Origin of the sequence: Mycetocola sp. JXN-3 (genome assembly GCF_014522285.1) — a bacterium.
GTDB lineage: Bacteria > Actinomycetota > Actinomycetes > Actinomycetales > Microbacteriaceae > Mycetocola > Mycetocola saprophilus.
In genome coordinates, this window is sequence record NZ_CP041635.1 from 3,206,833 (window position 1) to 3,231,215 (window position 24,383).

The following is a 24,383-nucleotide window of genomic DNA, read 5'->3' on the forward strand; positions in this document are numbered from 1 at the left end:
CCGCCGTCGCACACGCGTCACCCACCGCGTGCCCTCCCGAAACGGATACCCGAAACATGCGATTTCTCCGCACCTCCCTGGCCGCCGCGGCCCTGACCCTCCTGGCTCTCTCGGTCCCGAGCATCGCCTCCGCGCAGGGATCGGTGACCGATTCTATGCAGGCGCGCGTGGACACAATCATCGCCGCCCATGGCGGGGTACAGACCGCCTGGAACGAGATAACCTGGGACGGTGGCGACGTGATCGCCACCCTCGGTGCCGAGTCCGCGGCGTCCGCCCGCTCGTTTTCGGCGCTCTCGGTGGGAAACTGCGCGAGCGGTCGCTACTGCGCGTATTCCTCGCTCAACTTCGGCGGCGACAGGCTCACCTACTCGGCCTGCCCGGCAACCAACACGAGCCTGAGTGCGATCGGCACCGTGCGCTCGATCTCCAATAATCGCGGATCGGGCACCGTGCGCGCGTATGCGGGCACCACGCTGAAGAACACGATCTCGACCGGATCGGGCGCATCCAGCACCAGCGGCATTACCCGGATTACCTGCTCCTAGCGACCGGGTGGGTTCGGGGTGAGTCAAGAAAGAACCTCACCCCGAACCGGCTGCGCGGGCTTACCCTGTGCCCTTGTCGCACGGCCTACCGCCACTCCCTCCCCGAAGAGGAAGGCCGGTACTGAAATACTAGGTGATTTTATGCTGATACACAAGTTAGTGTGAAGAATGGGAGAAATCTCTCGTTCACAGGAGCCAGCATGACACACCTCAACCGCCGCAATTTCCTGGGTCTCGCCACGATTGGCGCGGCCGGCCTCCTTGCCGCCTGCACGGCCAAACCCGCGCACTCGACGCCTCCAACCATGCCCTCCGACACTCCCCAGGCATCCCCCACTGCTCCCCGTTCCGATACGGCTTTCGCCGCCCTCGAAGCCGAATACGGCGCCCGACTCGGGTTGTTCCTGATCGACACCGGCTCCCAACGCACGGTCGAGTATCGGGCGGATGAACGCTTCGCCTTCGCCTCCACGATCAAGGCGCATCAGGCGGCGGCAATCCTGCAGACCCGCGAGATCGCCGCGCTCCAGGAGCACGTCACCTTCACCGCCGAGCAGATCGTCTCCTACTCCCCGATCACCGAGCAGCACATCGAGGACGGCATGCTGCTGCACGAGGTGGTCACCGCCGCGCTTCAGTACAGCGACAACACCGCCGCCAACCTGATGTTTGATCGCCTGGGCGGCCCCTCCGGCCTGCAGCAACTGCTGCGCGAGTCCGGAGATCACACCATCAACATGGACCGCATCGAGCCCGACCTCAACGAGGCCACCCCCGGAGACCCACGCGACACCACGACCCCGCGCGCCCACGCGCACACCCTCGCGCGCTTCGGCGTCTCCGATCACCTCCCCGCCGAGAAGCGCGAGCTCCTGACCGGCTGGATGAAGGCCAATACTACCGGGGGCGAGCTGATTCGGGCCGGGGTCCCGGCGGACTGGGTGGTCGCCGATAAGACCGGCGGCGGATACTACGGCACCCGCAATGACATCGCGATTCTCTGGCCTCCCACCGGCGCACCACTCGTGCTCGCGGTGATGTCCAGCAAGGAAGCGCAGGACGCCGAATACAGCAACGCCCTGATCGCCCGCGCCACCACCCAGGCCCTGGCGACGCTGACCGCCGGACACTGACACCACCCCGTTTTGGGGACGGTATTCCGGGACCCTGCGCCAAACCTGCGCAAATCATTACGTTACGTAGCATTTCCATTGTTAGCGTCGGCCCCAGGAACCCGGCGGCCGCCGGATTCACTCCGCTCACGGCATCGATGCGGTCCTCGCGATCGAGGCTCTGAGCCCGATCAAGGGAATGCACATGAACACATCACCGTCCGCCACTCGCCGCACCCTCTCCACCCCACGAAACCGCCGGACGACGGGGGTACTGGGGAGCGCCGCGCTGCTCGGTACGATCGTCGCGGCGCTGTCGATTTCGACCCCGGCTCACGCCGCCGAGACGCCGATCGGCGTGCCCGATTCGGCACTGAGGGCCTGCCTCAACGCGGCACTGGACCAGCCCGCGGACGCCGAGATTCTACCCAGCCAGGTCTCCGGTCCCGGGATGGATCTCTCGGCGCACTGTAACGATGCCGGCATCTCCAGCCTGGAGGGCATCGAGTTTTTCACCAGGCTGCACTTCGTGGACGTGTCGGGTAACAACATTCGAGACGTGACCCCGCTCGGGGCACTCGGCCGAAACCTCACCCGGGAGGGCCGCACCCTGAGCGACATTCACATCGAACGCAACCACATCACCGATCTCTCGACGCTGGGTGATCTGGTGGTTCGCTACTACTTCTTTGCCGAGCCGCAGCAGGCAACCCTGCCCGCGGTGCGGCCGCTCACGCCGGTGGCCAATCCCCTCGTGAACCAGGACGGATCGGTCATCATCCCAGTCTCGACCGACCCCGGGTTTCGCTACGATCCGACCTCCAACACCTTCACGTTTGCCAGCTTTGGCCCCAAAGTCCTGACCTGGGAGGCCCCGCTGACCCCCGGCAGCCAGACCTACACCTACTCAACCTCGGGCACGCTGAACATCTCGGTGACCGATATCCGTGGTGGGGATACCCCGACCTCGTCGCCGACCGCCACGGCGACCCCCTCCCAGACCCCGACCTCGTCGACTCCGACCGGTCCGGTGTCGGCGGAGCCGAGCGTCGGTGCGACGCCCGGGACACCCACGATCCCCGGAACCGCCACCGCGAGCGCCTCGGCAACGAGCAGCCCGGTTACCGCGGGCGGTGCCACGCAAAACCCGGCGCTGGCCTCGACCGGCCTGGGTCTCAGCGTGCCCCTGTTCGGCGCGGCCATCGCGCTGCTGCTTGGACTCGGTGCGGCGCTCTCGCGGCGGCGGCCCGCATCCGGGGAATAACCCGCCCCCGGAATCCGGTTGAATGAAACATGTCACCCACCCTGGAAGCCGTGCCCGTCTATGGGGCCCTGGATCGCGCGCTCGCGTCGCTCGAGTGGGTCCTGTCCGAATCGCACCGGACACGGTATTCCTCGGGCGAGCGGGTGCTCTCCCCGGTAGACACCCCCGGATTCTCCTACCTCTCCTCGGGCACGGCATCGATGCGGGTGGGATCCGAGTGGATCGAGCTCGATGCCGGCGACGTGCTGTTCTATCCACGTGGCGGTCTGCACGAGGTGCGCGCCGGGACGAACTCGGAGGTCATCAGCGTCACCTTCGCCGCGGCGGAGCCCAGCCAGAACACGCTGGGGCTCTTTCCCGATGCGCTCCTGGTGACCCGGTTTCACGAACACGAACCCAACCTGGCCCTGCTGATCGAATCGATGGCGCGGTGCGTACTGAGCGCCGCCGAGGCGGGGATTTCCAAGCCGCGTCGAGACGGCGACCTGGTGGTGTGCGGGCTGATGACCAACATGATCGTCTCGGCCCTGGTGCGCCAGTGGGTCGAGCTGGGATGTGCCCCCGAGCGGTGGCTACACCGGGTTGCCGATCCGTATATCTCGCGCGCGCTCGACGCCCTGCACGCCGAACCCGGCCGGGCCTGGAGCGTGCAGGACCTGGCTCGGGTCGCCGCCATGTCCCGCTCGTCCTTCGCCGAACGCTTTCACACCCTGGTGGGTCAGACTCCGGCCTCGTACCTGACCGGGGTGCGGATGGAGGCGGGCATGGACCTGCTCGCCCGGCAGGGTCTCAGCGTCTCGGATACCGCCCGACGCCTGGGATACGAGTCCGAGGCGGGGTTTAGCCGCGCCTTCCGTCGGCACACCGGTTCCGCTCCGGCCATGTGGCGCGAGCGCCGGCGCGGCACGTCGCAGCCCGCGGCGTAGGCCCGACCTCAGACCGGCATCGACTCGGCCGCGGCGCAGGCCCGGGCCCCGGCCCCGGCCCCGGCCTAAGCCCAGCATCGGCTCGCCCGCGGCGCAGGTACCCCCCCCCCACACATACGGCGATGCCCGGCGGGACCGGTCTCCACCGGATCCCGCCGGGCATCCCCGTGCGAGCGGCTAACCCACCGCTACGGCCTCGGCCTCACGCTCGGGAACGGCCGCGCTCTGACGCACCAGTCCGAAGATCAGGCCGCCGATCAGGGCCGAGGCGGCGGCCGCGGCGAGGGTCACGGTGATGCCCGCGCCGTCCACGATCAGGCCGCCGATGCCCGCGCCGATGGTGATCGCCAGCTGGAATCCGGCCACCAGCAGTCCGCCGCCGGCCTCCATACGCTCGGGGGCGAGGCGACCCATCCAGGTGGAGACCACCAGCAGCCAGGCCCCAAATCCCAGTCCCCAGATTCCCACGGCCACCGCCACCACCCAGAGCTGGGTGGGGAAGATCGTGACCACGGCGATGCCGCCACCGATGAAGGCGGGCACCAGGAATCGCATGACCGTGAGGTGGCGGTCCACGAGCAGTCCGATGATGAAGTTACCGAGGACCCCGCCCACGCCAAACACCGCGAGCAGCACGGCGATCTCGCCGGCCCCGATATCGGGGAGCCGTTCGAGGGCCAGGCGGATGTAGGTGAAGGCGGCGAAGTGGCCGAGGGTCACCAGGACGTGACCGAGCAATCCCAGCGGCATGCCGGGCACCTTCAGGGTATCGCCGAGGGCGCGGAATCCGGTGGCCGAGGCCGGAGCCACCGGCGGCAGGACGATGCGCAGCGCGGCGGCCACCACGAGCGAAATGATCGCGGCGGCCCCGAAGACCACGCGCCAGTCGAAGATGGAGCCGAGGTAGATGCCCAGCGGAACCCCGGCGACCGTGGCGACGGTGGTGCCGGTGTTGACCAGCATCAGGGCGCGGCCCAGGTGTCGCGGTTCGGAGAGGCGGGCGGCCACGGCGATGGACATGGCCCAGAAACCACCGATGGCCGCGCCCAGGATGAGGCGGGCGATCAGCAGCAGGGCGAGGTTGGGCGCGATCGCCACCAGGAGGTTGGAGACCGCGGCGGCGGCCGCAAGCACGGCCAGCAGGTTGCGCCGATCCAGCCGGGGAAGATGATGCCGATGGTGGGGGCGGTAAAGAATCCGATGATCGCGGTTGCGGTCACGGCCTGCCCGGCCTGTCCCTCGGTGATGCCAAGCGAGGCGGCCATGGTGGGGAGCAGGCTCGGCGGGAGGAACTCGGCCGTCACGAGAATAAAGCTGGTCGCCATCATGATCACGATGGCGCCCCACGCTGTGCGCGCGGGAAGGTGCGATGCTACGGGTACTGTCATGTTTCGATTCTGGCGCGCGGCGGCCGCGCGCACCCAACCGATCGTCCGCCGGTCAAAACCGATCGTCCAGCCCGAGCGAGGCGGGCCCTAGGTGTTATCTCCGCAGCCGCCCTCGGCCCACACCTCACGCCACTTCTGCGCCAGCGTATCGATGGTCTCGTGGGCGTTAAGTCCGCTGGGCTGCGGCACCACCCACAGCGGGATGTGGGCGGGCCAGCCGGGGATCAGCGTGGTGTCCTGGCGTCCCATCGCCGCCCGAGGCAACCCAAACGCGGTGCGAAACGAGGTGATGCCGGCGATCGCGACCGCCCGCGGCGCCAGCTCCGGCAGTCGCCGCACCAGGCGCTCTCCGCCGGCTTGCAGTTCCTCCCGGGTGAGCTCGTCGGCACGCACACTCGCTCGCCCAACCAGGTTGGTGATCCCGATCCCGCGCTCGTGCAGATGGTGTTCATCGGCGGCACTGAGCCCCCGCGCGGTGTCAATCCGGTAGCCGGTGAGTCCCGCCCGCTCAAGCGCCGGCCAAAACCGGTTCCCCGGATGCGCAAACGGCGCGTTGACGGCGGCCGTCCACAGTCCCGGGTTGACCCCGACAATCAGCAGACGCAGCGCCGCATCCTCGGCAATGACATCGTCGATCGCATTCGGATTGTCGGTGGCAAATCGCGGGAGATCCTCCCGAGTGGGTTTTTCCCCACGCAGCGGGGAGGGACGGCGAGTGCTCATCTGCCCAGGCTATCCCCTCGCCGCCATCCTCCGGAAGCCTTCCCTCCGGCACGCTAAATAGTTTGTGGATCGCAAATGATTTGCGATACGTTAACGAAATGGAATGGTTGAATAACGGTCGCACACTCCCCCTTGTCAGCTATTTGGCGCGAGCAGGCTGGCGAGCCTTGGATGCATCGGCGCAACCCGGAGACATCACGCACAGGCAGCTCCTTGCGCTCACGCTCCTGAAGGAGCGCGGAGACCTGGCGCAGCAGGACATCACGCGCGTATTCGGCTTGGATGCCAGCAACGTCGTGGGGCTCCTTAACGAAATGGAAGAGCGCGGCCTCATTCTCCGACGCCGCGACGATGCGGACCGACGTCGCCACATCGTTGCGCTCACAGACGAGGGTGCCCTCGTGCTCGATAAAACCTTCACCCGGCTGGCCAGCATCGAAGACGAGCTGTTGCACTCCCTGTCCCCGCAGGAGCGGGAAACCCTTCACCTTCTCCTCCTCCGGGTCATCACCTCCAAATAACTCACGCCCTCCCGCCCGCACGATTCCCCGACCCGACCCCGTGAAAGTAGAGTGCATCATGCCCCAAGAGCCCGAGACTTCCGCCGGTTACGATCCGTTCGGCCCGCTCGGCCTCACCTATGACGATGTGATGCTCATGCCTGGCCATACGGATGTGCTTCCCAGCGAGGTCGACACTCGATCCCGACTGACCAAACGAGTGTCACTCAGCATCCCTCTCCTTTCAGCCGCGATGGATACCGTGACGGAAGCCACAATGGCCATCGAAATGGCCAGGCTCGGGGGACTGGGAATTCTGCATCGAAATCTATCGATCTCCGATCAGGCGGCCATGGTCGCTCGGGTCAAACGGGAAGACACCACACCCGCGGAACGGAGCGAGGATATCCGAGGCACCCGGGACGAGACCGGACGCCTTCGCGTCGGGGCCGCCATTGGATTTTTCGGAGACGGCTGGGCGCGGGCAGGTGAGCTACTTGAGGCAGGAGTGGATGTCATCGTCGTCGATACCGCCAACGGACAAAGCCAGGGCGTTCTCGACATCATTCGAAAGATCAAAAAGGATCCCGCGTTTAAAGGTGTCGATGTGATTGGTGGACAAGCCGCGACTCGCGACGGAGCGCGAGCGCTCGTTGAAGCGGGGGTTGATGCCATCAAGGTCGGCGTTGGCCCCGGGTCCATCTGCACGACGCGCGTCGTTGCCGGTGTCGGGGTACCGCAGATCACCGCCGTGTACGAGGCGTCACTGGTCGCGCGTCAGGCCGGCGTTCCGGTCATCGCCGATGGCGGTTTACAGTATTCGGGTGATATCGCGAAGGCGCTCGTTGCGGGTGCCAACACGGTAATGCTCGGTTCGCTCCTCGCGGGAACGGACGAGAGCCCGGGCGAGCACGTGCTGGCGGACGGCAGGGTATACAAAACCTACCGCGGCATGGGATCCCTCGGCGCTCTGCAGACCCGAGGTGCGCGCACCTCGTACTCCAAGGACCGCTACTTCCAGGCTGATGTTGGAGCCGACGATAAGCTCATCCCCGAGGGCATCGAGGGACGAATCCCGCACAGCGGGGCGCTTTGTGATGTCTTGCATCAGCTCGTCGGCGGACTTCGCCAGTCAATGTTCTATGTCGGCGCGCGCAATGTCGGCGAGCTCCAATCTCGTGCCAGATTTATCCGAATCACAGCGGCCGGGCTCAAGGAGTCGCATCCCCACCATCTCGAAGGCATCACAGCAGCGCCCAATTATCACGGGTAGCGGGTAGGCGGCCTTGGCTCTTCGCCCGACACTTCACGTGAAATCAGGAGTCATGATTTCGAGAGCGCTGCCTCGAGTAGAGAAAACTGGCCAGCAAAAGCAGACCATATCCGACCGACACTCCGAGAAACACAGGAACCATTGCAGCGGGCACCTCCGCCCACACGCGACTCCCCAGAGCCGATTGGATGAGAAAACCAATCAGGGTTCCAAGGATGGTGATGCTCCACAAAAACCCCAGGAAAAAGCCGATTTTTCGAGGATCTTTCCAGTCAACAGGCTTCGTAAACATCGTTTTCAAGTCAGTCTTGATGTTTCCTCCGGCTCCCGCACACACAACGATGTGATGCCCTTTTCTGAGGCTACCGGAATGATCCGCCCGGGGGTAACCGAACTGGTGTTAAACGAAAGAGCCTCATCTTTCGATGAGGCTCTTTCCTTATTGTGCGCCCGGAGGGATTCGAACCCCCAACCTTCTGATCCGTAGTCAGATGCTCTATCCGTTGAGCTACGGGCGCATTTTTCAATTGTGGCCTCGGGCTTGTTTCTCACCCTCGGTCCGTTAGATAGCTTAGCGCAGCTTTTTAGCTCGCGCCAATCGAGGCTTTTCTTCGACGTGTCGCGCGTGATTCCGCGGATTTTTAGACCGTGGCCGGATGCGGCTTTCGCGGCTTCAACCGCCACTCCCAGGCGACCACGGAACCGGCCGCAACCAGCGCCGCCGGAAGCCCCACCAGCGGGACCACCACGATCAGCACCGAGCGCAGTCCGAAGTCCTGCCCCACCACCTGCAGACTCGTCACCAGCTCCAACACCAGGACCATCACGGCAACTCCAAAGACCGCCCCCAGGGCAGAGAGGAGCGCCCGGGCTCGCAGGGTGTGACGCAGGCCACGATCCCCCAACCACAGGGCGAGCGCCGATCCCATCACCGCGGGCACCGTGAACAGCAGTCCACCCAGACCAAACCCGGCAAAGGTGGGCCAGAGCTGGGCGGGACTCGCGACCCCCACGGTCACCAAACCGTAGAGGCCGCCCAGCACAAACCCCTCGGGCAGCGCGATCAGGGCCAGCGGCCAGTACCGCCTCCACACCGTCTCGCGCCCCGGGATCATGCGAGGATCCGCAGCTTTCGATACCCGGCATCGGTGGCCAGCACGGCGAGCGCTGCCACGGCCCCCGCCGCGAGCGAAACCGGAATCGCCCACAGCACCACAAAAGCCAGCGGATTCGCATACCCTGGATTAGCAACAATCTGTGTGACCAGGCCAATCAGGAGTAACGTCGTAAAGACAACTCCCGCGGCACCGGCGGCCCCGAGCAACACCCGGGATCCAATCCGACGCCGAAGCTCTCGGTCCCCGAGGTGCACCCCCAGAAATAATCCGAACGCGGCCAGCGCCGCTATAAAGGCAGAAAACCACCCGAGCGACAACACAAACTCACCCCAGGCGACCAGGTCTCCCCCGGTGAGCATCATTCCCCACACCACACCGATCACAAACCCGGCCGGCACAGCCAGGATCATCGACCAGCGATAGCGACGCAACACCATACCCATGACAATAGCGGTTCGACCGCCCGCAACCGCGGATTGTCATAACAGGTCATGTTTAGTCATACTGATCGAATCCAACCGTTCGTGTTACACACCCTCTTGGCAGCCACTGCCAGCCCTGTTAGGTTCGGGGCACAGACCATCAACCCTGGAGCGAACGATGACCCCCAACAGCATCCTCCCCAGCCCCGCTACGCCGGCTCACTGGCGAGCCGTTGCCACCCGCGTGGCCGCTCAGGCACGCGGCGTCGAGCCGAGCGCCGCGCTGGATCTGCTGCGCGAGAGCGGCCTGGCCTCCCTCACCATTCCCCGCGAACACGGCGGCACCGGCGCACCCCTGCGCCTGGGCACCGAGGTCGTTCAGGTCCTGGCCGAGCACAATGACGTTCTCGCCCGCATCCTGGCCGACCACTACCGCACGCTGACCCTGCTGGTCACCACCGCGGCCTCGGGCGAGCGCTGCCCGTGGCTGACCCGAAGCGCCGCCGAGGAGTGGATCTGGGCCCTCGCCGAGCCCGCCCCCGACGCCCCGATCCTGACGGTTACCGGACCGGACACCTTCAGCCTTGAGGGTCGCGCGATGCTCGGCCCGGGGGCCGCGGCGGGCGATGTCATGCTGATCAGCGCGCGCACGGCCTCCGGGTTCCACACCATCATCCTCGAGCACGGCCGCCCCGGCACCCACTACTTGGGCGACTGGGATGCCTGTGCGAGCCGCCTCACCTCGACCGGTCCGGTGCGCTTCTCCGAGGTCACCGTGGATCGCGGCGACCTGATCGGCACCACCCACTCCGACAACACCCTGGACGCGGCCGCCGAGGCCAACCCGCGCATCGACCTGCGCTGTACCCCGGCCACCTCCCCGGTGACCATCCGCCGTCAGGTGCGTGCGACCACCCTGCACGACGTGGCCGACTACCGCAGGGTCGAGCCCGGTGCCGCGGCACCGGGAACCTCGTTCCTGCTCCCCCTCTCCACCTACATCACGAAGGACTAGCAATGACCAACGAGGTTCGCTTCAGCGCCGACGATCCCGACATCCACCAGCCCTACCGCGCCGCCGCGGACCGCTACACCCACCTCGGCTACCGACGGGTGGGTAACAGCGGGCTGCTGCTGCCGCCGATCTCCCTGGGCCTCTGGTACAACTTTGGTGACAACCGCCCGTTTGATACGCAGCGGGAGATCCTCACCCACGCGTTTGATCGCGGCATCACCCACTTCGACCTGGCGAACAACTACGGCCCTCCCGGCGGATCGGCCGAGTACAACTTCGGCCGCCTGCTGCACTCGGACTTCAAGCCGTACCGCAGCGAGCTGATCGTCTCGACCAAGGCCGGCTGGCCGCACTGGGCGGGCCCCTACGGTAACTTCGGTGGCCGCAAGTACCTGCTCAACAGCCTCGAGGAGTCGCTCGAGCGCCTGCGCACCGACTACGTGGACATCTTCTACTCGCACCGCGTGGACCCCGATACCCCGGTCGAGGAGACCATCGGCGCCCTCGACACCGCCGTGCGTCAGGGCAAGGCACTGTACGTGGGCATCTCGTCCTACTCGGCCGAGCGGACCGAGCGGGCGATCGCCGCAGCTCGTGAGCTGGGTACCCCGCTGGTCATCCACCAGCCCGCCTACTCGCTGGTCAACCGCTGGGTCGAGGACGGCCTGCTGGACACCCTGAAGACCAACGGGCTCGGCTCGATCGCCTTCACCCCGCTGGCCCAGGGTCTACTGACCGATAAGTACCTGCAGGACCCCAGTGCCGCCCCCTCGGCCGCACGCACCTCGTTCCTGGACGGCTTCCTCAGCGAGGACAACATCGCCCGCCTGCGCGCCCTCAACGAGATCGCCCAGCGTCGCGGCCAGAGCCTCGCCCAGCTGGCGATCGCCTGGGTGCTGCGCGAGGGTGGGGCCACCAGCGCGCTGATCGGGGTTTCTTCGATCACGCAGCTGGACGAGAACCTCGGTGCCCTCGACAACCTGGAATTCACCGCGCAGGAACTCGCCGAGATTGACGAGGCCGTGGGCACCGGCGACACCGGCGTGAACCTCTGGGCAGCCTCCTCGAACCTCTAGGCGGCCCCCACGGCGCTCCGGCGTACCCGGAAACGCCGCAGACCTCGTTCTCGGCTCCTCGCCGACGATAGAACAGCCAACAACACAACAAAGGTCGCACCCAACCGGGTGCGACCTTTGTTATGTCAGGGGTCTATTTGGGGCAGTGCAGCTGGGTACGCTCGCCGCTACGGTCCACGATGTGCTGCGACATCGGATGCCCACACAGCGGGCAGGCAGCCTCGGCCGTATCCGGCAGCGGCTCCTCGTTGTACGGGCCCAGGGGCGGCGGCCCAATGTAGGGACGCAGCTTTCCATTGAGCCAGTTGGTAAAGCCACCCGCGGCCCGAATCGGCCCGGGCTCACCTTTAGTTCGTGCCATAACTATTAGCGTACACCTGTTTTGTTACACTGGGAACATGTCAGAGAAAACCACCACCCCAGACGACCTCCTCGCGCTCGAGAACCAGGTCTGCTTCGCCCTGGCGGTGGCCTCTCGAAACGTGCTGGCTCTCTATCGCCCGATCCTCGAACCACTGGGCCTCACCCATCCCCAATACCTGGTGATGCTCGCCCTCTGGGAGTCCAGCCCACGCTCGGTGAAGGAGCTCGGAGTGGCTCTTGCCCTCGAGCCGCCGACACTCTCCCCGCTGCTCAAGCGCCTGGAGAACGCCGGCCTAATCACGCGCACCCGCAGCACCCGAGACGAGCGAGTGCTCGATATCGAGCTCACCGAAACCGGGCGCGACCTGCGCGCGCAGGCCACCAAGATTCCCCCGCGCATCATCGAGGCGCTGGGAATGAGCCTGCCCGAACTCACCAACCTGCGCGAGACCCTGCACGATGTGATCCGGGCGGCCGAGATCGCCCAAACCACTTAAGGATCACACAAGTTCGGTGCACCGAATCCCTGATCAGAGCCATTTACGCTACACTGACTTCAACGAAGGGGAGTAGTTCCCACCGGCGATTATCACAATCGCAAAGCGGTCTGTCGACATACTGGCGCAAGCCCGGCAGCCCACCCCGCACGCGGGGCGAGCGAGACCTTCGGCTACTTATTGACCGTAGCCGAAGCCGCCATTCGAGCGCTTCGGCCCAAAGCCAGGAGCCGTATCGTGACCATCACCCCCACCCCCACCGAGATCCGCCGATGGCGTAGATATCTCGCCGATGAGCGCGCCGAACGCGCCGTCTACCAGGATCTCGCCGACGCCCGTAGCGGCGAGGAGCGCGAGATCCTCACCTCCCTCGCCGAGGCCGAGCGTCGCCACGAACAGCACTGGCTCAACCTCCTGGGTGAGCACGCCGGCAAGCCCCGGCCGGTGGCGATGCGCACCCGCTTCCGCTGCTTCCTCGCCCGCCACTTCGGCCCGGTCTTTGTGCTGGCCCTCATGCAGCGCACCGAGGCCCGCTCCCCCTACGGAGCCGATGTTCACGCCACCGACGCGATGGCCGCCGACGAGCGCATCCACGAGGAGGTTGTCCGAGGCCTGGCGGCCCGCAGCCGCATCCAGCTCTCCGGCTCCTTCCGGGCGGCCGTCTTTGGTGCAAACGACGGCCTGGTGTCCAACCTGGCCCTGGTGCTGGGTATGGCCGCGACCGGCGTGGAAACCTCGGTGGTGCTCGCCGCGGGGGTGGCCGGGCTGCTCGCCGGCGCGCTCTCGATGGGCGCGGGTGAATACGTATCCGTACGCTCTCAGCGCGAGCTGCTGGATGCCTCGACCCCGAACCCCGAGGCTCAGAGCGCGGTTCCCCACCTCGACATCAACGCCAACGAGTTGGCCCTGGTGTACCGGGCCCGCGGGATGGAAACCGATGAGTCGATCGATCACGCACACGAGATCCTCGCGGGCCTTCCCTGCACCCACGACGGTGCACCGGAGGCACCCGTGGCAGAGGAGACCGAGGCCGACCACGAGTCGCTCGGGACCGCCTGGGGTGCGGCCACCTCAAGCTTCCTCTTCTTCGCCTCGGGCGCGATCATCCCGGTGCTGCCCTACCTGTTTGGCCTGGGTGGATTCGCCGCGGTGCTGGTCGCCGCGGTCCTGGTGGGCGCGGCCCTGCTGGGCACCGGGGCGATCGTCGGCGTGCTGAGTGGGGCGTCGCCGCTCAAGCGGGCCCTGCGCCAGCTGGCCATCGGATTCGGTGCCGCGGGCGTGACCTATCTGCTCGGATTGCTCTTCGGATCCGGCCCTGCATAGCGATTGGACTCATAACACATGTCTGTAGTTTTGTCCTAAAAACTCAGCATTCTTCTATCTTCCATGGGCAACATTCACAGCTAGCATGGTTACTTTTGTGCGGCGGCGCGAACCCCTCGCGCGGTACGTCGGCACCGCACCGATCCCGGTGTATCTCCTCGGTCCACCGAGGGTGCCTCGTGCTCCGTCCGATCCGGTCGGCGTTTAGACGAACGGAGACCCCGTTGCCTCTCCACAACTCCCCGCACCACACCAACATTGTCAGCCCCGAAGCGGCTCGTCACCTCGCGGTGACCGCAAGCCACCTGCCGGGACAGGCGGATGAGCCCCGCACGGTCCTGCGCCGTGTGGGGCTCATTCAGTTAGATGCCCTCACCCGCGTGGATCGCGCCCATCGCCTCACCTGCCTGGCACGGCTTCCGCGGGCGGCTCGAGCCGGCGATATCGACGCGCGACTCTGGTCCCGCGGGGAGGCCATATCGTTTGAGACCTACACACACGCCGCCGCCCTCATCCCGATCGAGGACTGGCCCCTGTTCCGCCTCAACCGCCTCGCCGCGGCCCAGCGACGAGACGCCCCCGGCGGGATCGAACTCGCCGCGGTCACCTCGATGGTGCGCTCGAGCGATCACGGACTCACACTCGCCCGGATCGAGGAGACGGCCCCACGCGCGGGCGGAGACTGGGACTGGTCCGAGAGCAAACGCATCACCGAACACCTGCTGTGGCGCGGCGAGGTGGTCAGCACCGATCGCCGGCTGAACCGCCGAATCTACGACGTTCCCGAGCGCCGCATCCCCGCGGACCTACGCGACAGCGTCCCCACCCGCGCCCAGGTCCTGGTGGGGCTCGCCAACCGCGCGATCCGTTCGCTGGGCATCGCCACCGCCACGGATGTGGCCCGGCACTACAACCTGGTACCCGCCGATGCGGGCTTCGGCCTGGAACACGGGGATGCGCTGCCCGCCCGGGTGGAGGGGTGGGGATCCCCCGCCTGGCTGAGTCCCGATCCCGAAACCGCCGCGATCGCCGCGTCCCCCGTGCCGATCCCCGAGGATCCCCGCTTCATCGGGCCCTTCGATCCACTGATTCGGGATCGCGACCGCAGCCGTCGCATCTTCAATTTTGACTACACGTTTGAGGCCTATAAGCCGGCAACGAAGCGGACCTATGGACACTACGTCCTCGGTGTCCTGGTGGGCACCCGCTTCGTGGGCCGTGCGGATGTGCGGCGGGACGGCCGCGTCCTGGCCGTGATCGGGATGTTCCCCGAACCCGGCGGAAATCTCGCCCAGTTTCGGGATGCCGTGGGCACCGCCGCCGAAACCCTGGCCGAACAGATGGGACTCACCCTGGAGATCAGGAGCTCAACCACCGCACTCTCCACAGATTGTGGATAACTCTGTTGAAACCTGTGGAAACCGGTGTGCAAAACGCCGCAGGGGGTGTGGACAGGATGTGGAGAGAAACCGCTTTCCCCGCCACTACGGCCGAACCCGAGGCAGAGGCAGCCCCCGAAACAGAGGCAGGACCGAACCCGAGGCAGCGGCAGAGGCCGAAACGACAACAGCCCCGGCATTCGCTCGCACTGAGCGGATGCCGGGGCTGTTGATTGTGGCGGAGACGGCGGGATTTGAACCCGCGGTCCCCTTAGGGGGACTCCACCTTAGCAGGGTGGTGCACTAGGCCACTATGCGACGTCTCCTTACCTCGCGAGCGAGGTACGTTGCAAGCATATCGGAACCTTGCCGCCGCGCCGAATCCACGCGCGAAAAAGGCGGGGAAAATTTCCGATTGCCCCTCGGGAAGGGACTACTTGCGCTTATTTCCGGCCGAGCAGGTCTGCTCGCCGGCGCTCTGACCGGTCACCGTGGACGGCAGTTCCACCACGGCGGGCGGGGCCGACGGATCGGTCGGGGTTGTGGAGGAACCACCGGCGGGCGGGGCCGCCGGGGTCTGAGATCCACCGGCCGGGGGCGCGGCCGGAGTCTGGGATCCACCGGCAGGCGGGGCCGCCGGGGTTTCCGTGCCACCCGCGGGAGTCTCGGTCACCGATCCCAGGCCGGTTCCACCGGTCAGGCTGATGTGCTGGTCGGACTTGATCGCGTCGAACAGGGTCTTGGCCGGACCCGGCAGCGGCTCAACACCGTTGTGGCCGGGCTTGTTGACGATCGCGTTGGGGTACTGCACAAACACGATCTGGTCCAGCGGAATGTTCTTCAGCGCCAGGGCGATCTGCACCATCGTGTTGACGTCGTTCAGGCTGGTGGAGAGCGTCATATTGCTCACCGCGGCCTTGGCGATCGAGAACAGCTTGGTGGGGTCGGAAAGCGTGTTGCTGGACTGCAGGGTGCGCACCAGCGAGGACAGGAACACCTGCTGATTGCTGATCCGGCCGAGGTCGGACCCGTCGCCCACGCCGTGTCGGGTGCGCAGGAACTGCAGCGCCGCCAGACCCTGCAGGGTGTGGTTGCCCGCATCCAGGAAGGTGCCGGTATAGGGATCGGAAATGCCCTTGGCCACACACACTTCCACGCCACCCACGGCGTTCGAGAGCTCGATCACGCCGCTGAACTGCACCTCGGCCGCGTAGGGAATGTCGAGTCCGGTCAGGGCCTCCACGGTCTTGACCGTGCACGCCAGGCCGCCATAGCCCAGGGTCGTGTTGATCTTCTGCGAGGACATCGCCGGGTAGGTGCCACCCTCGGGCTTGGGGCACGAGGGAATCGGCACAAACATGTCCCGGGGGAAGCTCACCACGGTTGCGGCGCTGTGATCCTCGGAAATATGCAGCAGCATGGTCACATCGTTGAGCACGCCGGTTTCCTTGGTGGGGTCACCAAAGAGCGCGGGATCCTGCCCCTGACGCGAATCGCTTCCCACCAACAGGAGGTTGACACCGCCCTCGATCGAATCGATCGACTTGGGCGGGGGCGACTCCTTACCGAGGTCAACCGAGGGCTTGATCGAGGACACCACGTCCCACACCGCGTAGGCTCCCACGCTCGCCCCGCTCACCAACACCACGGCGAGCGCGCCGGCCACGATCTTGGCCGCGGAAATCCACGGGGTTGATCGACGCAACTGACCGTGCCTGACCGCGGGCACGCGGGAGGGGCGTTGACGGGAGCTACTCAATGCGGGCCTTTCGGGAGGACTGGGTGACGGAACGTGTGTGAGGATTCCGGATGCCGGGCGATCGGGGCCCACGCGCGACGTATCCGCATCGAGAACCCACGACACTGCGGCACGTAAGAATCACATCATGCTGCCAGGCTTCTTTGTACATTTACTGGGAGAAAACCCCCGAAAGACCGCACGGACGGATGGGGAAACCCCGTCCGCCCGTGCGTCGTTGCCTGGCTAGGCCGCGTTCGAGTTGCGTTCGCGACGTGCCAACCAGATTACCGCGGCGCCGGCCAACAGCAGCAGCAACGTGCCGCCCAGGATCCCTCGAAGATCGGATCCGGTGTCCGGCAGCCCCGGAATCACGGTGTTACCGCCGCTCGGCGGGGTGTTCGGGTTCCCCGGAACCACGGTCACACTCACGCAGGACGCGTTCTTGTCCGTACCGGGGTTGTGTACGATCGTGTCCGCCCAGGGCCCGGTCGGGGTGACCAGGCTGGCACAGTTCTCGAACGTTCCGGGCTGGGCAAACGCGACGGTCACGCTCAGGCTCACGCTCGCCCCGGGGGCCAGCTTCTCCAGGCTCCAGCGCACCTCACCGTTGGCGAAGGTGCCCTGCGGGGCCCGCAGGAAGGTGGCCCCGGCGGGCAGCACGTCGGTAACCGGAACGTCGGTGGCCTCGATCTCGCCGGTGTTGGTGACATCAATCGTGTAGGTCACCTCACCGTTGGTTACCGCCAGCGGCGCCTGCACGCTCTTGCGAATCTCCAGGGACCCGGTGGTGAACGTGTTGGTGATAACCACCCGCGCGGTGTCCTGCTCGGATTCGGGATCGGTGATGGTCACCGTTCCATCCTGGGGCGCGTAGGCCACGGCGGTTGCCAGGCCCGCGTCGGTTTCGGTCACGGTGCAGTGGGCACCGATCAGGATCCCGGTGAGCTCGGCCCGGTAGTTGTTGTCCGGACCCAGGGTCACGATGCCACCGTCCGCCAGCGGGGCGGTGAGGGTGTCACCGTCGCGCTGCCAGGTGCAGACCACCGCCGCGGTGTAGGTCCCCTGGCCGAAGGCGTCCACACCGCTGCCGGTGCGCTCCTTCACGATCTCCAGGGATCCCACGTCGAAGTGGTTGGTGATGTCCGCGGTGACCGCGTTACCCGTGATGATGACCGATCCGGCCTCGGGGTTGTCCGTGTGGGTCGCCCCGCCGGTGTTCACCTCGGTGATCTCGCACGCGGTTCCCAGCGGGAAGTCACGCTCGATCTCGGTGGCCTCGCCCGCGGTGATCGCAACCGTCTCCTCGAACAGGGTCTGCACCGGGTTGGTTCCGTAGGTGCAGGTGACCGCGGCGGTGAGGTGGGTTCCCTCGGCCTGGCCGTAGGTGTCCTTTCCGGCACCGGCCAGGGCCTTGAAGATCGAGAGCCTTCCGGTGTCGAAGCGGTTGGTTACCTCGATGTTGTTGGCCACCTCGAGCTCGTTCTGCGAATCCGCCGCCGCCGCGATGAACACCGCGCGCGGGGTGGCGACGGGCTCGGTCGGTGCCGCGGCATCGGTCTCGGAGATCGTTCGCCCGTTCTGCGTGATGGTGGTGTGCTGGGCACCCCGAGGATCGGTCTCGGTCAGCTCACACTTGGCGCCCACCGGGATTCCGGTGACCTCATGGGAGAGCTCGGTGTGCTCGGCATCCCCCGGAGTGAGGGAGAACCTGACGGTCTCCTCTCCATTCCAGGTCACCGGGATCTTGCTCACGGCCGCGGTGCAGCTGAGGGCAAAGTCGAACGAGAAGTTGGTGAAGATCGCCGGGTCGGCCAGGGTGTCAATCTTCTTGGTGACCTTCAGGCTGGTCATGTCGTAGCGGTTTTCCAGGGCCACGGTGGGCCGGACCGAGGCCGCACCGGCGAGGATCTGAATGTCCTTCACCCCACCCGAGCGATCGGTCTCTCCGAAGAGGCCCCGGTCACCGGATTCGCTCACGTCACACAGGGCACCCAGCGGCAGCCCGGTGAACACGGTGGCGAAACGGTTGGTGTTGGTGAAGAGCACCTTGCCGGTATCGGCCAGCTTCAGCGACATCATCTGGGCACGACCGGCGGCGTCGGTGCGTCCGCTGGGTACCCGGCAGGACACGTCCGCCGAGGCCAGACCGGGCGCATACTTCGCCGCGTCACCGGTGAAGTTCTTGGCCAGCGGCAGCACACCGGTGGCGATTCGAACTCCCACCGACTTGGACGCCCGCGACTGGGTCTGACCACCCGCGAAGACACCCTGGGCGGCCGGCTGGTTGATCGCCACGTCGGCCACACGGCTCGCGGCACTCAGGTCCACGTGGGCACCACCGACGTGGTCGGCGGAGTCGGGCACGTTGATGGTCTGGAAGTTCACGCCGGCCTCCTTACCGGGGGCAAGCCCGCCGGTCACCCGGGAGAAGTCCAGGGTCACCCGGATCGCCGACACCGCGGTGGCCTCGGCGTCGGTGAGGACGGTACCCGGAGCAATCACCCGCCAGGTGGCCGACTTACAGGTGGGATCATCCTTCCACCCGGTTCCATCGCCCACACACACCCGCGCACGCGGATCGGTGGTGATCTCCCAGCGCATGGTGGTGCCCGCGGGGGCACCCTCACGCAGCTTCACACCGAAGTCTCCGTCAAACATCGGGCGGTAGGTCGAGCCACGGCTGTCGCCGGCGACGAGGTTCTTGTCCCCGGCGAACGGCAGGATGTCCAGGATCGTCGCCGTGGTCAGCGAGGTGTCACCGGTGTTGATCATCCGCAGCTTCCAGCCGTCGGTGGCACCCACCACGGTGTTGGCCACGCAGTCGGCGCCGTAGTAGCCCTCGGCATCCGGGGTGCACACGCGGTCGGCGGACACCCGGTTGGTTGCCCCGGAGGTCAGCTTCTTCTCGGGGTCGGCCAGCTCGCCCTTGACGCTCTTGCTGATCTGGAACAGCGCACCCGCCTGCTGCTTGACGAAGTTGGTGGTGCCGCACTGGTTGGGTGCCAGCCCATCAACGGTGCCCTGGTTGGCGCCGCGCGAGCAGGAATCCAGGTCCTGAACGGTGGTGACCACGAGCGCGTTGGTCGCCTGGCCTCCCTGCGGAAGTCCCGCCTGCAGGGCGAGGTTCAGCGTGATCGTGAACTTCTCTCCCGGGGCCATCCGGTTCTTATCGCTCGGCCAGGTGAAGGTGATCTTACGGGTCTCGGGATCAAACGCGGTCTTCACCTGGGTCGAGAGCAGACCGTTGGCCGAGGTCGCGAAGGTCGGGTTTTCCTCGTCCCACTTGAGGAACTCGGGCAGCCGATCCTCGACCTGGGTGATGTTGAGGAACGACTCATTCGAGTTGGTGAAGCTCAGCGTCCACAGGTTCGCGTCGTCCACCCGCACAATCTGCTGGGCCGGGGTCTTGCTCAGGCTCAGCGAGCGGCGACCGGGTCCGGTCTCGATCGGGGCCTGGGCCTTGTCCGTGGCCGGGTTGTACACCACGGGAGTCCCCGGGGCGTAGTTGTAGCTGGACTCGACGCTCGCCGTATTGGTGATGGTGTTCTTCTTGGCGAAGTCGATTGCCTGACCATCCAGCGTCTGCGTGCGCAGGCCGAGGTTCAGCACCGCACTCGCGCTCCAGATGGCCGGAGGCGCGGTGGTCGAGAAGGACCGTCCGGCGGCGTTGGTGAACGTAAATCGGATCCCCGATGCCGTCTGCGGATCGCTCACATCGGCGGGCAGCGCGGCGGCCGCGGCCGGGGTGCCCAGGTGCCAGACGGCATCCGCACCCAGACCGGTTCGGATATCCACCTGCACGCGGTCGGCCCCGTTGGGCTTCATGATCTGGTTCGGGACCAGGCGCTGCAGCGCATAGGCGTTCCAGAACGCGTCCGTGGTGTCCTCAATCACAACCTTGCGGCTGGACACGGTCGACTCGACGCCGGCCTTATCCTTCGAGGCGGCACCCAGGGTCAGGGTCACCGGGTCACCCTTCTTCACCTCGGTCAGCGCGGCCGGAGCGATCTTCTTGGTGGCACTCACCCGAAGCTCACCATCCAGCAGCTTGACCTCGGCCGAGGCCGAATCGGTTCCGGCCTGGCTCGGGTAGAGCACCGGATCGTAGCTCTGCGCGGTGCTGGTGTTGGCCACCACCGAACGCTCCACCGACGCCGGGGTTACCAGCGCACCGGTGCTGCGGTCGTGGGCCCGAACCTGGGTCTCCACGCTCATCAGCAGCACGTTCTTGGACCCGGGAATGTTCTTGGGGTCCAGGGTTCCGGTGAGCAGCGACCCACCATCCTGCTTGGGGTTGGTCCCCTGGTAGAGCACGCTCACGCCCACCACATCGGCCAGGGCGGCGGCGCTCAGCGCACTCGCCTGGGCCACGCTCACGGTCTGGACACTCAGCGTGCCGGCGGCATCCCGCTTCCACAGCTGCACGGTCGAGGCGTTGGTGTCCACCTGCCCGGCGGGCAGCGTGAAGGTGAGCTTACGCAGGTTCATCAGCTCAAACGGGTTGGTCGCCGGGTCGTAGTCCGACGCCTTCGTGCCAAACATCACCGAGTCCGGTCGCTGGGAATCGGTAATGCAGTTGTCCAGCGTACACATCGTGGGGTCGGTGACCCGGATGAAGGATGCGGCCGCGGTGGAGTTGTTGATCGCCGCGACCCGGTAGGTCACCACGGGGAACTTGCCCTCGGGTACCTCGGCCAGGTTCGGCAGCACCACGTTGGCGGCGCTGGCGTCCTTGAAGACCTTGACTCCCGGCGGCTGGTTCGCGAGCGAGATATCGGCGAAGGCCGAGCCGGAGATGTTCTGGCCGTCGTACACACCGGTCACGCCGAGGGTGTTCCGGATCGATCCGGTCGCGGGCAGGTTGAACGGGGCCCGCTGATCCACCCAGCGCTTGTCCGGGTTGTCGACGGGAATCACCCGCAGCACGTTGCGCAGCTTCCACTCCACCGGAATGATCCGGCTTGCGGTGACGCCGCCCGAGGTCGTGATGCCGCTGTTCACCGGCGGGGCCAGCGGGTCGGTGCTCTTGGCCCGGGCATCGACATCCGGCACCACGGTGATCCGCAGACCGGTGGTGCTGGCGCGCTCGGCATCGGTCAGCTGATATCCGATGAATCCGGCAGCGTTCATCCAGCTGCCACCAGCCGGCTTCACCTCGGTCCAGGCGGTGCCGTCGAACAGCTCGACCTTGCTCACGCGGTCCCAGCGCAGGGCCGGGTCGGTGGCACGCGAGACGGCTCCGATCCCCACCAGGTCAAACGCCTGGAAAACCGTGGATTCCGGGGTGTTTTCCCCACCATTGGGCTCGTTCAGGGTGACCGAGCTAAACCCGGTGCGGGTCACGCCCCAGCCCAGCTTGGTCAGCACGTGGTCCGAGGACTGTGCGTTCAGGATTCCAACCTTGTTGTTGGTCTTGGTGACGTCAAACCACCCCTTGCTCACCAGCGGTCCGGGAATACCCGAGCCGTCATCGGTCCGAATCTGAATCTGGGCGGTCGCCTGCGACTTCTTGGTATCGCTGGTGATCGTCGGCAGCCCGGGACGCTCGGCGGTGGCCTGCGTGGTCGCGGTGTTGGTGTAGGTCGTGGGCTTGGGGTTCTGGGCCGGGACCGCGGTGGGGGTGTTTTCGGTGCCGCGCAGGGTCTCGCGCGCCTCAAACGTGGTGTACGGCTTCAGGATGACACCCTGGGCGAACCCGTCGGGGTTGGTGAAGGTGTAGCGAACACCCACGGCATCCCGGGGGAGATCGGCACCGAAGTTGTTAGCCGAGGGCACGGCCGCGGTCGGGGTTCCGGTCAGGGTCCTCCACACACCCGAGGCGTCCTTATACTCCACGGTGAGCGACGTGTTCGCCGGGATCAGCGTCGGAGCCACCCGCACGGGGTTGTGTGCCTCCCAGAAGTTGGTGGTCTTGTCTCCCGTGGTCCACTCGTCGGTGATGACGATCTTGGTGGACGGCACCAGCTCGGTGCCGGTTCGGGTGGTGGCCTCAAGCGCGGTGGTTACCAGCGCGCCCGGCTCAACCGGGTAGCCCGGGGTGACGGTCTTCTTCAGGTCCAGATCGACCTTGGGGAAGTGAATGTCCAGCGGTGCCGAGGCGTTCTGGCTGGCCTCCCCGGCGGCGTTCTTTCCGGTGACCTTCAGGTTGTTCTTGGTCGAGACCTTGCCGGTCTCGGCGTTGACATAGTCCACGGCCGGCTTGATCAGGTAGTCGGCGGCGGTCTGCGCGTCCTTGGCGATGGTACCGGTGAAGGTGAGGATAAAGCCGGTCACAACCTTGCCCGCCGGGACGGCCGGGGTCGCACCCGAGGCAAAGGGAACCACCTCGGTGGACTTGTCGTCATAGACCCAGGTCACGGTTCCGGCCGTCGCGCCTTGCGGATAGGTAATACCCTCGCTAAAGCCGCCAAAGGCCAGGCTCTGCGAGAAGTAGTCGAGGTCACTCAGCACCAGGGTGCTCAGCGGACCGTTGGAGGTGTTTGCCCCGGTCACGTGCGCACGGGCGGTGCCGCCCGCGGGAATCTTGCTCGGGTCGATGGTTTTCCCGGCACCCACGCTGACGTTGAGGCCGCCGATTTCAAACGGCGCGGTCGCAGTGGTGGTGACCGGGTCCAGGTCCGGATAGGTCACGGTTCCAGCAGCCTTATTGGTGAGCTTGGCCCCACCCACCAGGCTGGTGGGGGTTGCCGTGCGCGTGGTCTCGCGCTGGGCAACCTGGAGCGCGATCGATCCGGCGGACCCACCCGCGACGATCGATCCGTCGGCACCGATCTGGCGGATCCGAATTCCGCCCACATCCGCGGCGCTTACCCCCGAGGGCAGTGCGATGGCCGATGCCGGACCGGGGACACCGGTGACCCACTTCCAGCTGGTTCCGTCAAACACATAGGCGTCCACGGCGACCTGGGTGGCACCCTGCGCCAGGGTGACCGGGCCAAAGCCCTGGAAGTCCACGATCGAGAACGGGTTGTCCGCGGCCAGCGCCGGGGCACCGTCCACGGCACCGCTCGGGTCCTGCAGGGTCAGCTGGTTCGCCCCGACGTTGCCGGTGTTGCCCGCGCCCAGGGTGATCGTCGAGGTGTCGCCGGGCTTGAACTGCTGGTTCGCCGGTGCCCACGTCTTGGTGGTGGCGATCCCGGTCTTCTTCTCGATGCCCACGGTGATACTCGCGCTGCTGTTCACATCGCGCGCGGTGGTCGAGGTGGCTCGCGCGGTGTTCTGAATCGCGGTGCCGTTGAATGCCCAGTCCGGGCTGAGGTTTGCGGGAACCCGGAGCTTGAGCGAGATGATCACGCTGCCCTGATCGGGCAGACCCGTGCCACCCGCGGGAATCGGGAAGCCGAAGGTTCCGGTGAGGGTCTCGGCCGTACCGAGAACCTGGCCCGGCTTCACGCCGGTCAGTGCCACCTTCGCATCGGTCGCGCCCACCTCGAGCACCTCAAAACCGGCGAGGCCCGCCGGGAGGTTGTCGGTGAGGACCGCATCGGTGCAGTCACCCTCATCACAGGTCACCCGAATCTGGTAGGTGAACTCATCCCCGGGCTTCAGGGTGACCGATTTCTGGTCACCGGCACCGGCGTTGACGCTCTTTTCCACACCCAGATACTGGGGCTTCTGATCGCCCGCGGCGAGGGCCGGGAGGGTACCGAGCGAACCGGCTACCAGCAGTGCGCTGACTCCGGTGGCCACGATAGCCATGGTGCGAGACCAGGGGG

The 24,383-nt window shown here is 66.3% G+C and carries 19 protein-coding genes and 2 tRNA genes; 11 read left to right on the plus strand and 10 right to left on the minus strand.

The features are described from left to right. Nucleotides 1-56: 56 nt before the first annotated feature. The 4 genes from C7C57_RS14585 (at nucleotide 57) to C7C57_RS14600 (ending at nucleotide 3,850) form a co-directional block, all read left to right on the plus strand. The gene (locus C7C57_RS14585; protein WP_187976969.1) at nucleotides 57-548 is read left to right on the plus strand and encodes a peptidase inhibitor family I36 protein; all 492 of its coding nucleotides are present in this window, start codon (nucleotides 57-59) and stop codon (nucleotides 546-548) included. A 200-nt stretch (nucleotides 549-748) separates the two neighbouring features. Then, the gene (bla, locus tag C7C57_RS14590; RefSeq protein WP_187976970.1) at nucleotides 749-1,681 is read left to right on the plus strand and encodes a class A beta-lactamase; all 933 of its coding nucleotides are present in this window, start codon (nucleotides 749-751) and stop codon (nucleotides 1,679-1,681) included. Nucleotides 1,682-1,865: 184 nt separating this feature from the next. Beyond that, nucleotides 1,866-2,924, plus strand: coding sequence for a hypothetical protein (locus tag C7C57_RS14595; protein ID WP_187976971.1), 1,059 nt, complete (start codon nucleotides 1,866-1,868; stop codon nucleotides 2,922-2,924). 29 nt (nucleotides 2,925-2,953) lie between these two features. Continuing rightward, a complete protein-coding gene (locus tag C7C57_RS14600; RefSeq protein ID WP_187976972.1) occupies nucleotides 2,954-3,850 on the plus strand; it encodes an AraC family transcriptional regulator in 897 nt (298 codons plus the stop codon). A 177-nt stretch (nucleotides 3,851-4,027) separates the two neighbouring features. On the opposite strand, the gene C7C57_RS14605 is transcribed toward C7C57_RS14600, so the two are convergent. The 3 genes from C7C57_RS14605 to C7C57_RS14610 form a co-directional block, all read right to left on the minus strand. Then, nucleotides 4,028-4,984, minus strand: coding sequence for an MFS transporter (locus tag C7C57_RS14605; RefSeq protein ID WP_255505711.1), 957 nt, complete (start codon nucleotides 4,982-4,984; stop codon nucleotides 4,028-4,030). Next, complete coding sequence (locus C7C57_RS15895) at nucleotides 4,915-5,238, minus strand: hypothetical protein (protein WP_255505712.1); 324 nt, start codon at nucleotides 5,236-5,238, stop codon at nucleotides 4,915-4,917. Before C7C57_RS15895 ends, C7C57_RS14605 begins: the two co-directional genes overlap by 70 nt. An 87-nt stretch (nucleotides 5,239-5,325) precedes the next feature. After that, nucleotides 5,326-5,961, minus strand: coding sequence for a mismatch-specific DNA-glycosylase (locus C7C57_RS14610; protein WP_187976973.1), 636 nt, complete (start codon nucleotides 5,959-5,961; stop codon nucleotides 5,326-5,328). A gap of 98 nt (nucleotides 5,962-6,059) precedes the next feature. Between C7C57_RS14610 and C7C57_RS14615 the strand changes: the two genes are divergently transcribed. Together C7C57_RS14615 and C7C57_RS14620 are read left to right on the plus strand one after the other, a co-directional pair. After that, nucleotides 6,060-6,482, plus strand: coding sequence for a MarR family winged helix-turn-helix transcriptional regulator (locus C7C57_RS14615; protein ID WP_187976974.1), 423 nt, complete (start codon nucleotides 6,060-6,062; stop codon nucleotides 6,480-6,482). Between the two features lie 58 nt (nucleotides 6,483-6,540). Beyond that, on the plus strand, nucleotides 6,541-7,734 hold the full coding sequence (locus C7C57_RS14620) for an IMP dehydrogenase (protein WP_187976975.1): 1,194 nt from the start codon (nucleotides 6,541-6,543) through the stop codon (nucleotides 7,732-7,734). A gap of 445 nt (nucleotides 7,735-8,179) precedes the next feature. Here the strand turns inward: C7C57_RS14620 and C7C57_RS14625 are convergent. The 3 genes from C7C57_RS14625 to C7C57_RS14635 all read right to left on the minus strand — a co-directional run bounded on the left by C7C57_RS14625 (nucleotide 8,180) and on the right by C7C57_RS14635 (nucleotide 9,295). Further along, nucleotides 8,180-8,252: transfer RNA gene (locus C7C57_RS14625), tRNA-Arg, on the minus strand. A 123-nt stretch (nucleotides 8,253-8,375) separates the two neighbouring features. Beyond that, entirely contained in the window at nucleotides 8,376-8,849 is a 474-nt protein-coding gene (locus C7C57_RS14630; RefSeq protein ID WP_187976976.1) for a hypothetical protein, read from the minus strand. Further along, nucleotides 8,846-9,295, minus strand: coding sequence for a hypothetical protein (locus C7C57_RS14635; RefSeq protein WP_187976977.1), 450 nt, complete (start codon nucleotides 9,293-9,295; stop codon nucleotides 8,846-8,848). The genes C7C57_RS14630 and C7C57_RS14635 overlap by 4 nt, the downstream gene beginning before the upstream one ends. A gap of 157 nt (nucleotides 9,296-9,452) precedes the next feature. Here C7C57_RS14635 and C7C57_RS14640 point away from each other — a divergent pair, with 157 nt between their 5' ends. Both C7C57_RS14640 and C7C57_RS14645 read left to right on the plus strand, forming a co-directional pair. After that, the gene (locus C7C57_RS14640) at nucleotides 9,453-10,289 is read left to right on the plus strand and encodes a hypothetical protein (RefSeq protein ID WP_187976978.1); all 837 of its coding nucleotides are present in this window, start codon (nucleotides 9,453-9,455) and stop codon (nucleotides 10,287-10,289) included. A gap of 2 nt (nucleotides 10,290-10,291) precedes the next feature. Further along, nucleotides 10,292-11,365, plus strand: a complete 1,074-nt coding sequence (locus C7C57_RS14645) for an aldo/keto reductase (RefSeq protein WP_187976979.1) — start codon at nucleotides 10,292-10,294, stop codon at nucleotides 11,363-11,365. Between the two features lie 133 nt (nucleotides 11,366-11,498). Here C7C57_RS14645 and C7C57_RS14650 read toward each other — a convergent pair whose 3' ends face one another. After that, nucleotides 11,499-11,726, minus strand: a complete 228-nt coding sequence (locus tag C7C57_RS14650; protein WP_081864149.1) for a hypothetical protein — start codon at nucleotides 11,724-11,726, stop codon at nucleotides 11,499-11,501. A gap of 37 nt (nucleotides 11,727-11,763) precedes the next feature. Here C7C57_RS14650 and C7C57_RS14655 point away from each other — a divergent pair, with 37 nt between their 5' ends. The 3 genes from C7C57_RS14655 to C7C57_RS14665 all read left to right on the plus strand — a co-directional run bounded on the left by C7C57_RS14655 (nucleotide 11,764) and on the right by C7C57_RS14665 (nucleotide 14,948). Then, nucleotides 11,764-12,225 carry a MarR family winged helix-turn-helix transcriptional regulator gene (locus C7C57_RS14655; RefSeq protein ID WP_187976980.1) on the plus strand — a complete coding sequence of 154 codons (462 nt, stop codon included), beginning with the start codon at nucleotides 11,764-11,766 and terminating at the stop codon, nucleotides 12,223-12,225. A gap of 234 nt (nucleotides 12,226-12,459) precedes the next feature. Further along, nucleotides 12,460-13,548 carry a VIT1/CCC1 transporter family protein gene (locus C7C57_RS14660; protein ID WP_030149098.1) on the plus strand — a complete coding sequence of 363 codons (1,089 nt, stop codon included), beginning with the start codon at nucleotides 12,460-12,462 and terminating at the stop codon, nucleotides 13,546-13,548. A gap of 224 nt (nucleotides 13,549-13,772) precedes the next feature. Then, nucleotides 13,773-14,948, plus strand: a complete 1,176-nt coding sequence (locus C7C57_RS14665; RefSeq protein WP_187976981.1) for a DNA glycosylase AlkZ-like family protein — start codon at nucleotides 13,773-13,775, stop codon at nucleotides 14,946-14,948. A 215-nt stretch (nucleotides 14,949-15,163) separates the two neighbouring features. Here the strand turns inward: C7C57_RS14665 and C7C57_RS14670 are convergent. The 3 genes from C7C57_RS14670 to C7C57_RS14680 form a co-directional block, all read right to left on the minus strand. Further along, nucleotides 15,164-15,253 (minus strand) — tRNA-Ser (locus C7C57_RS14670). A 107-nt stretch (nucleotides 15,254-15,360) separates the two neighbouring features. Further along, nucleotides 15,361-16,686 (minus strand): LCP family protein, encoded by a 1,326-nt coding sequence (locus tag C7C57_RS14675; RefSeq protein WP_187976982.1) that lies wholly within the window; start codon nucleotides 16,684-16,686, stop codon nucleotides 15,361-15,363. Between the two features lie 225 nt (nucleotides 16,687-16,911). Beyond that, entirely contained in the window at nucleotides 16,912-24,366 is a 7,455-nt protein-coding gene (locus tag C7C57_RS14680; RefSeq protein WP_187976983.1) for a DUF5979 domain-containing protein, read from the minus strand. Between the last annotated feature and the right edge of the window lie 17 nt (nucleotides 24,367-24,383).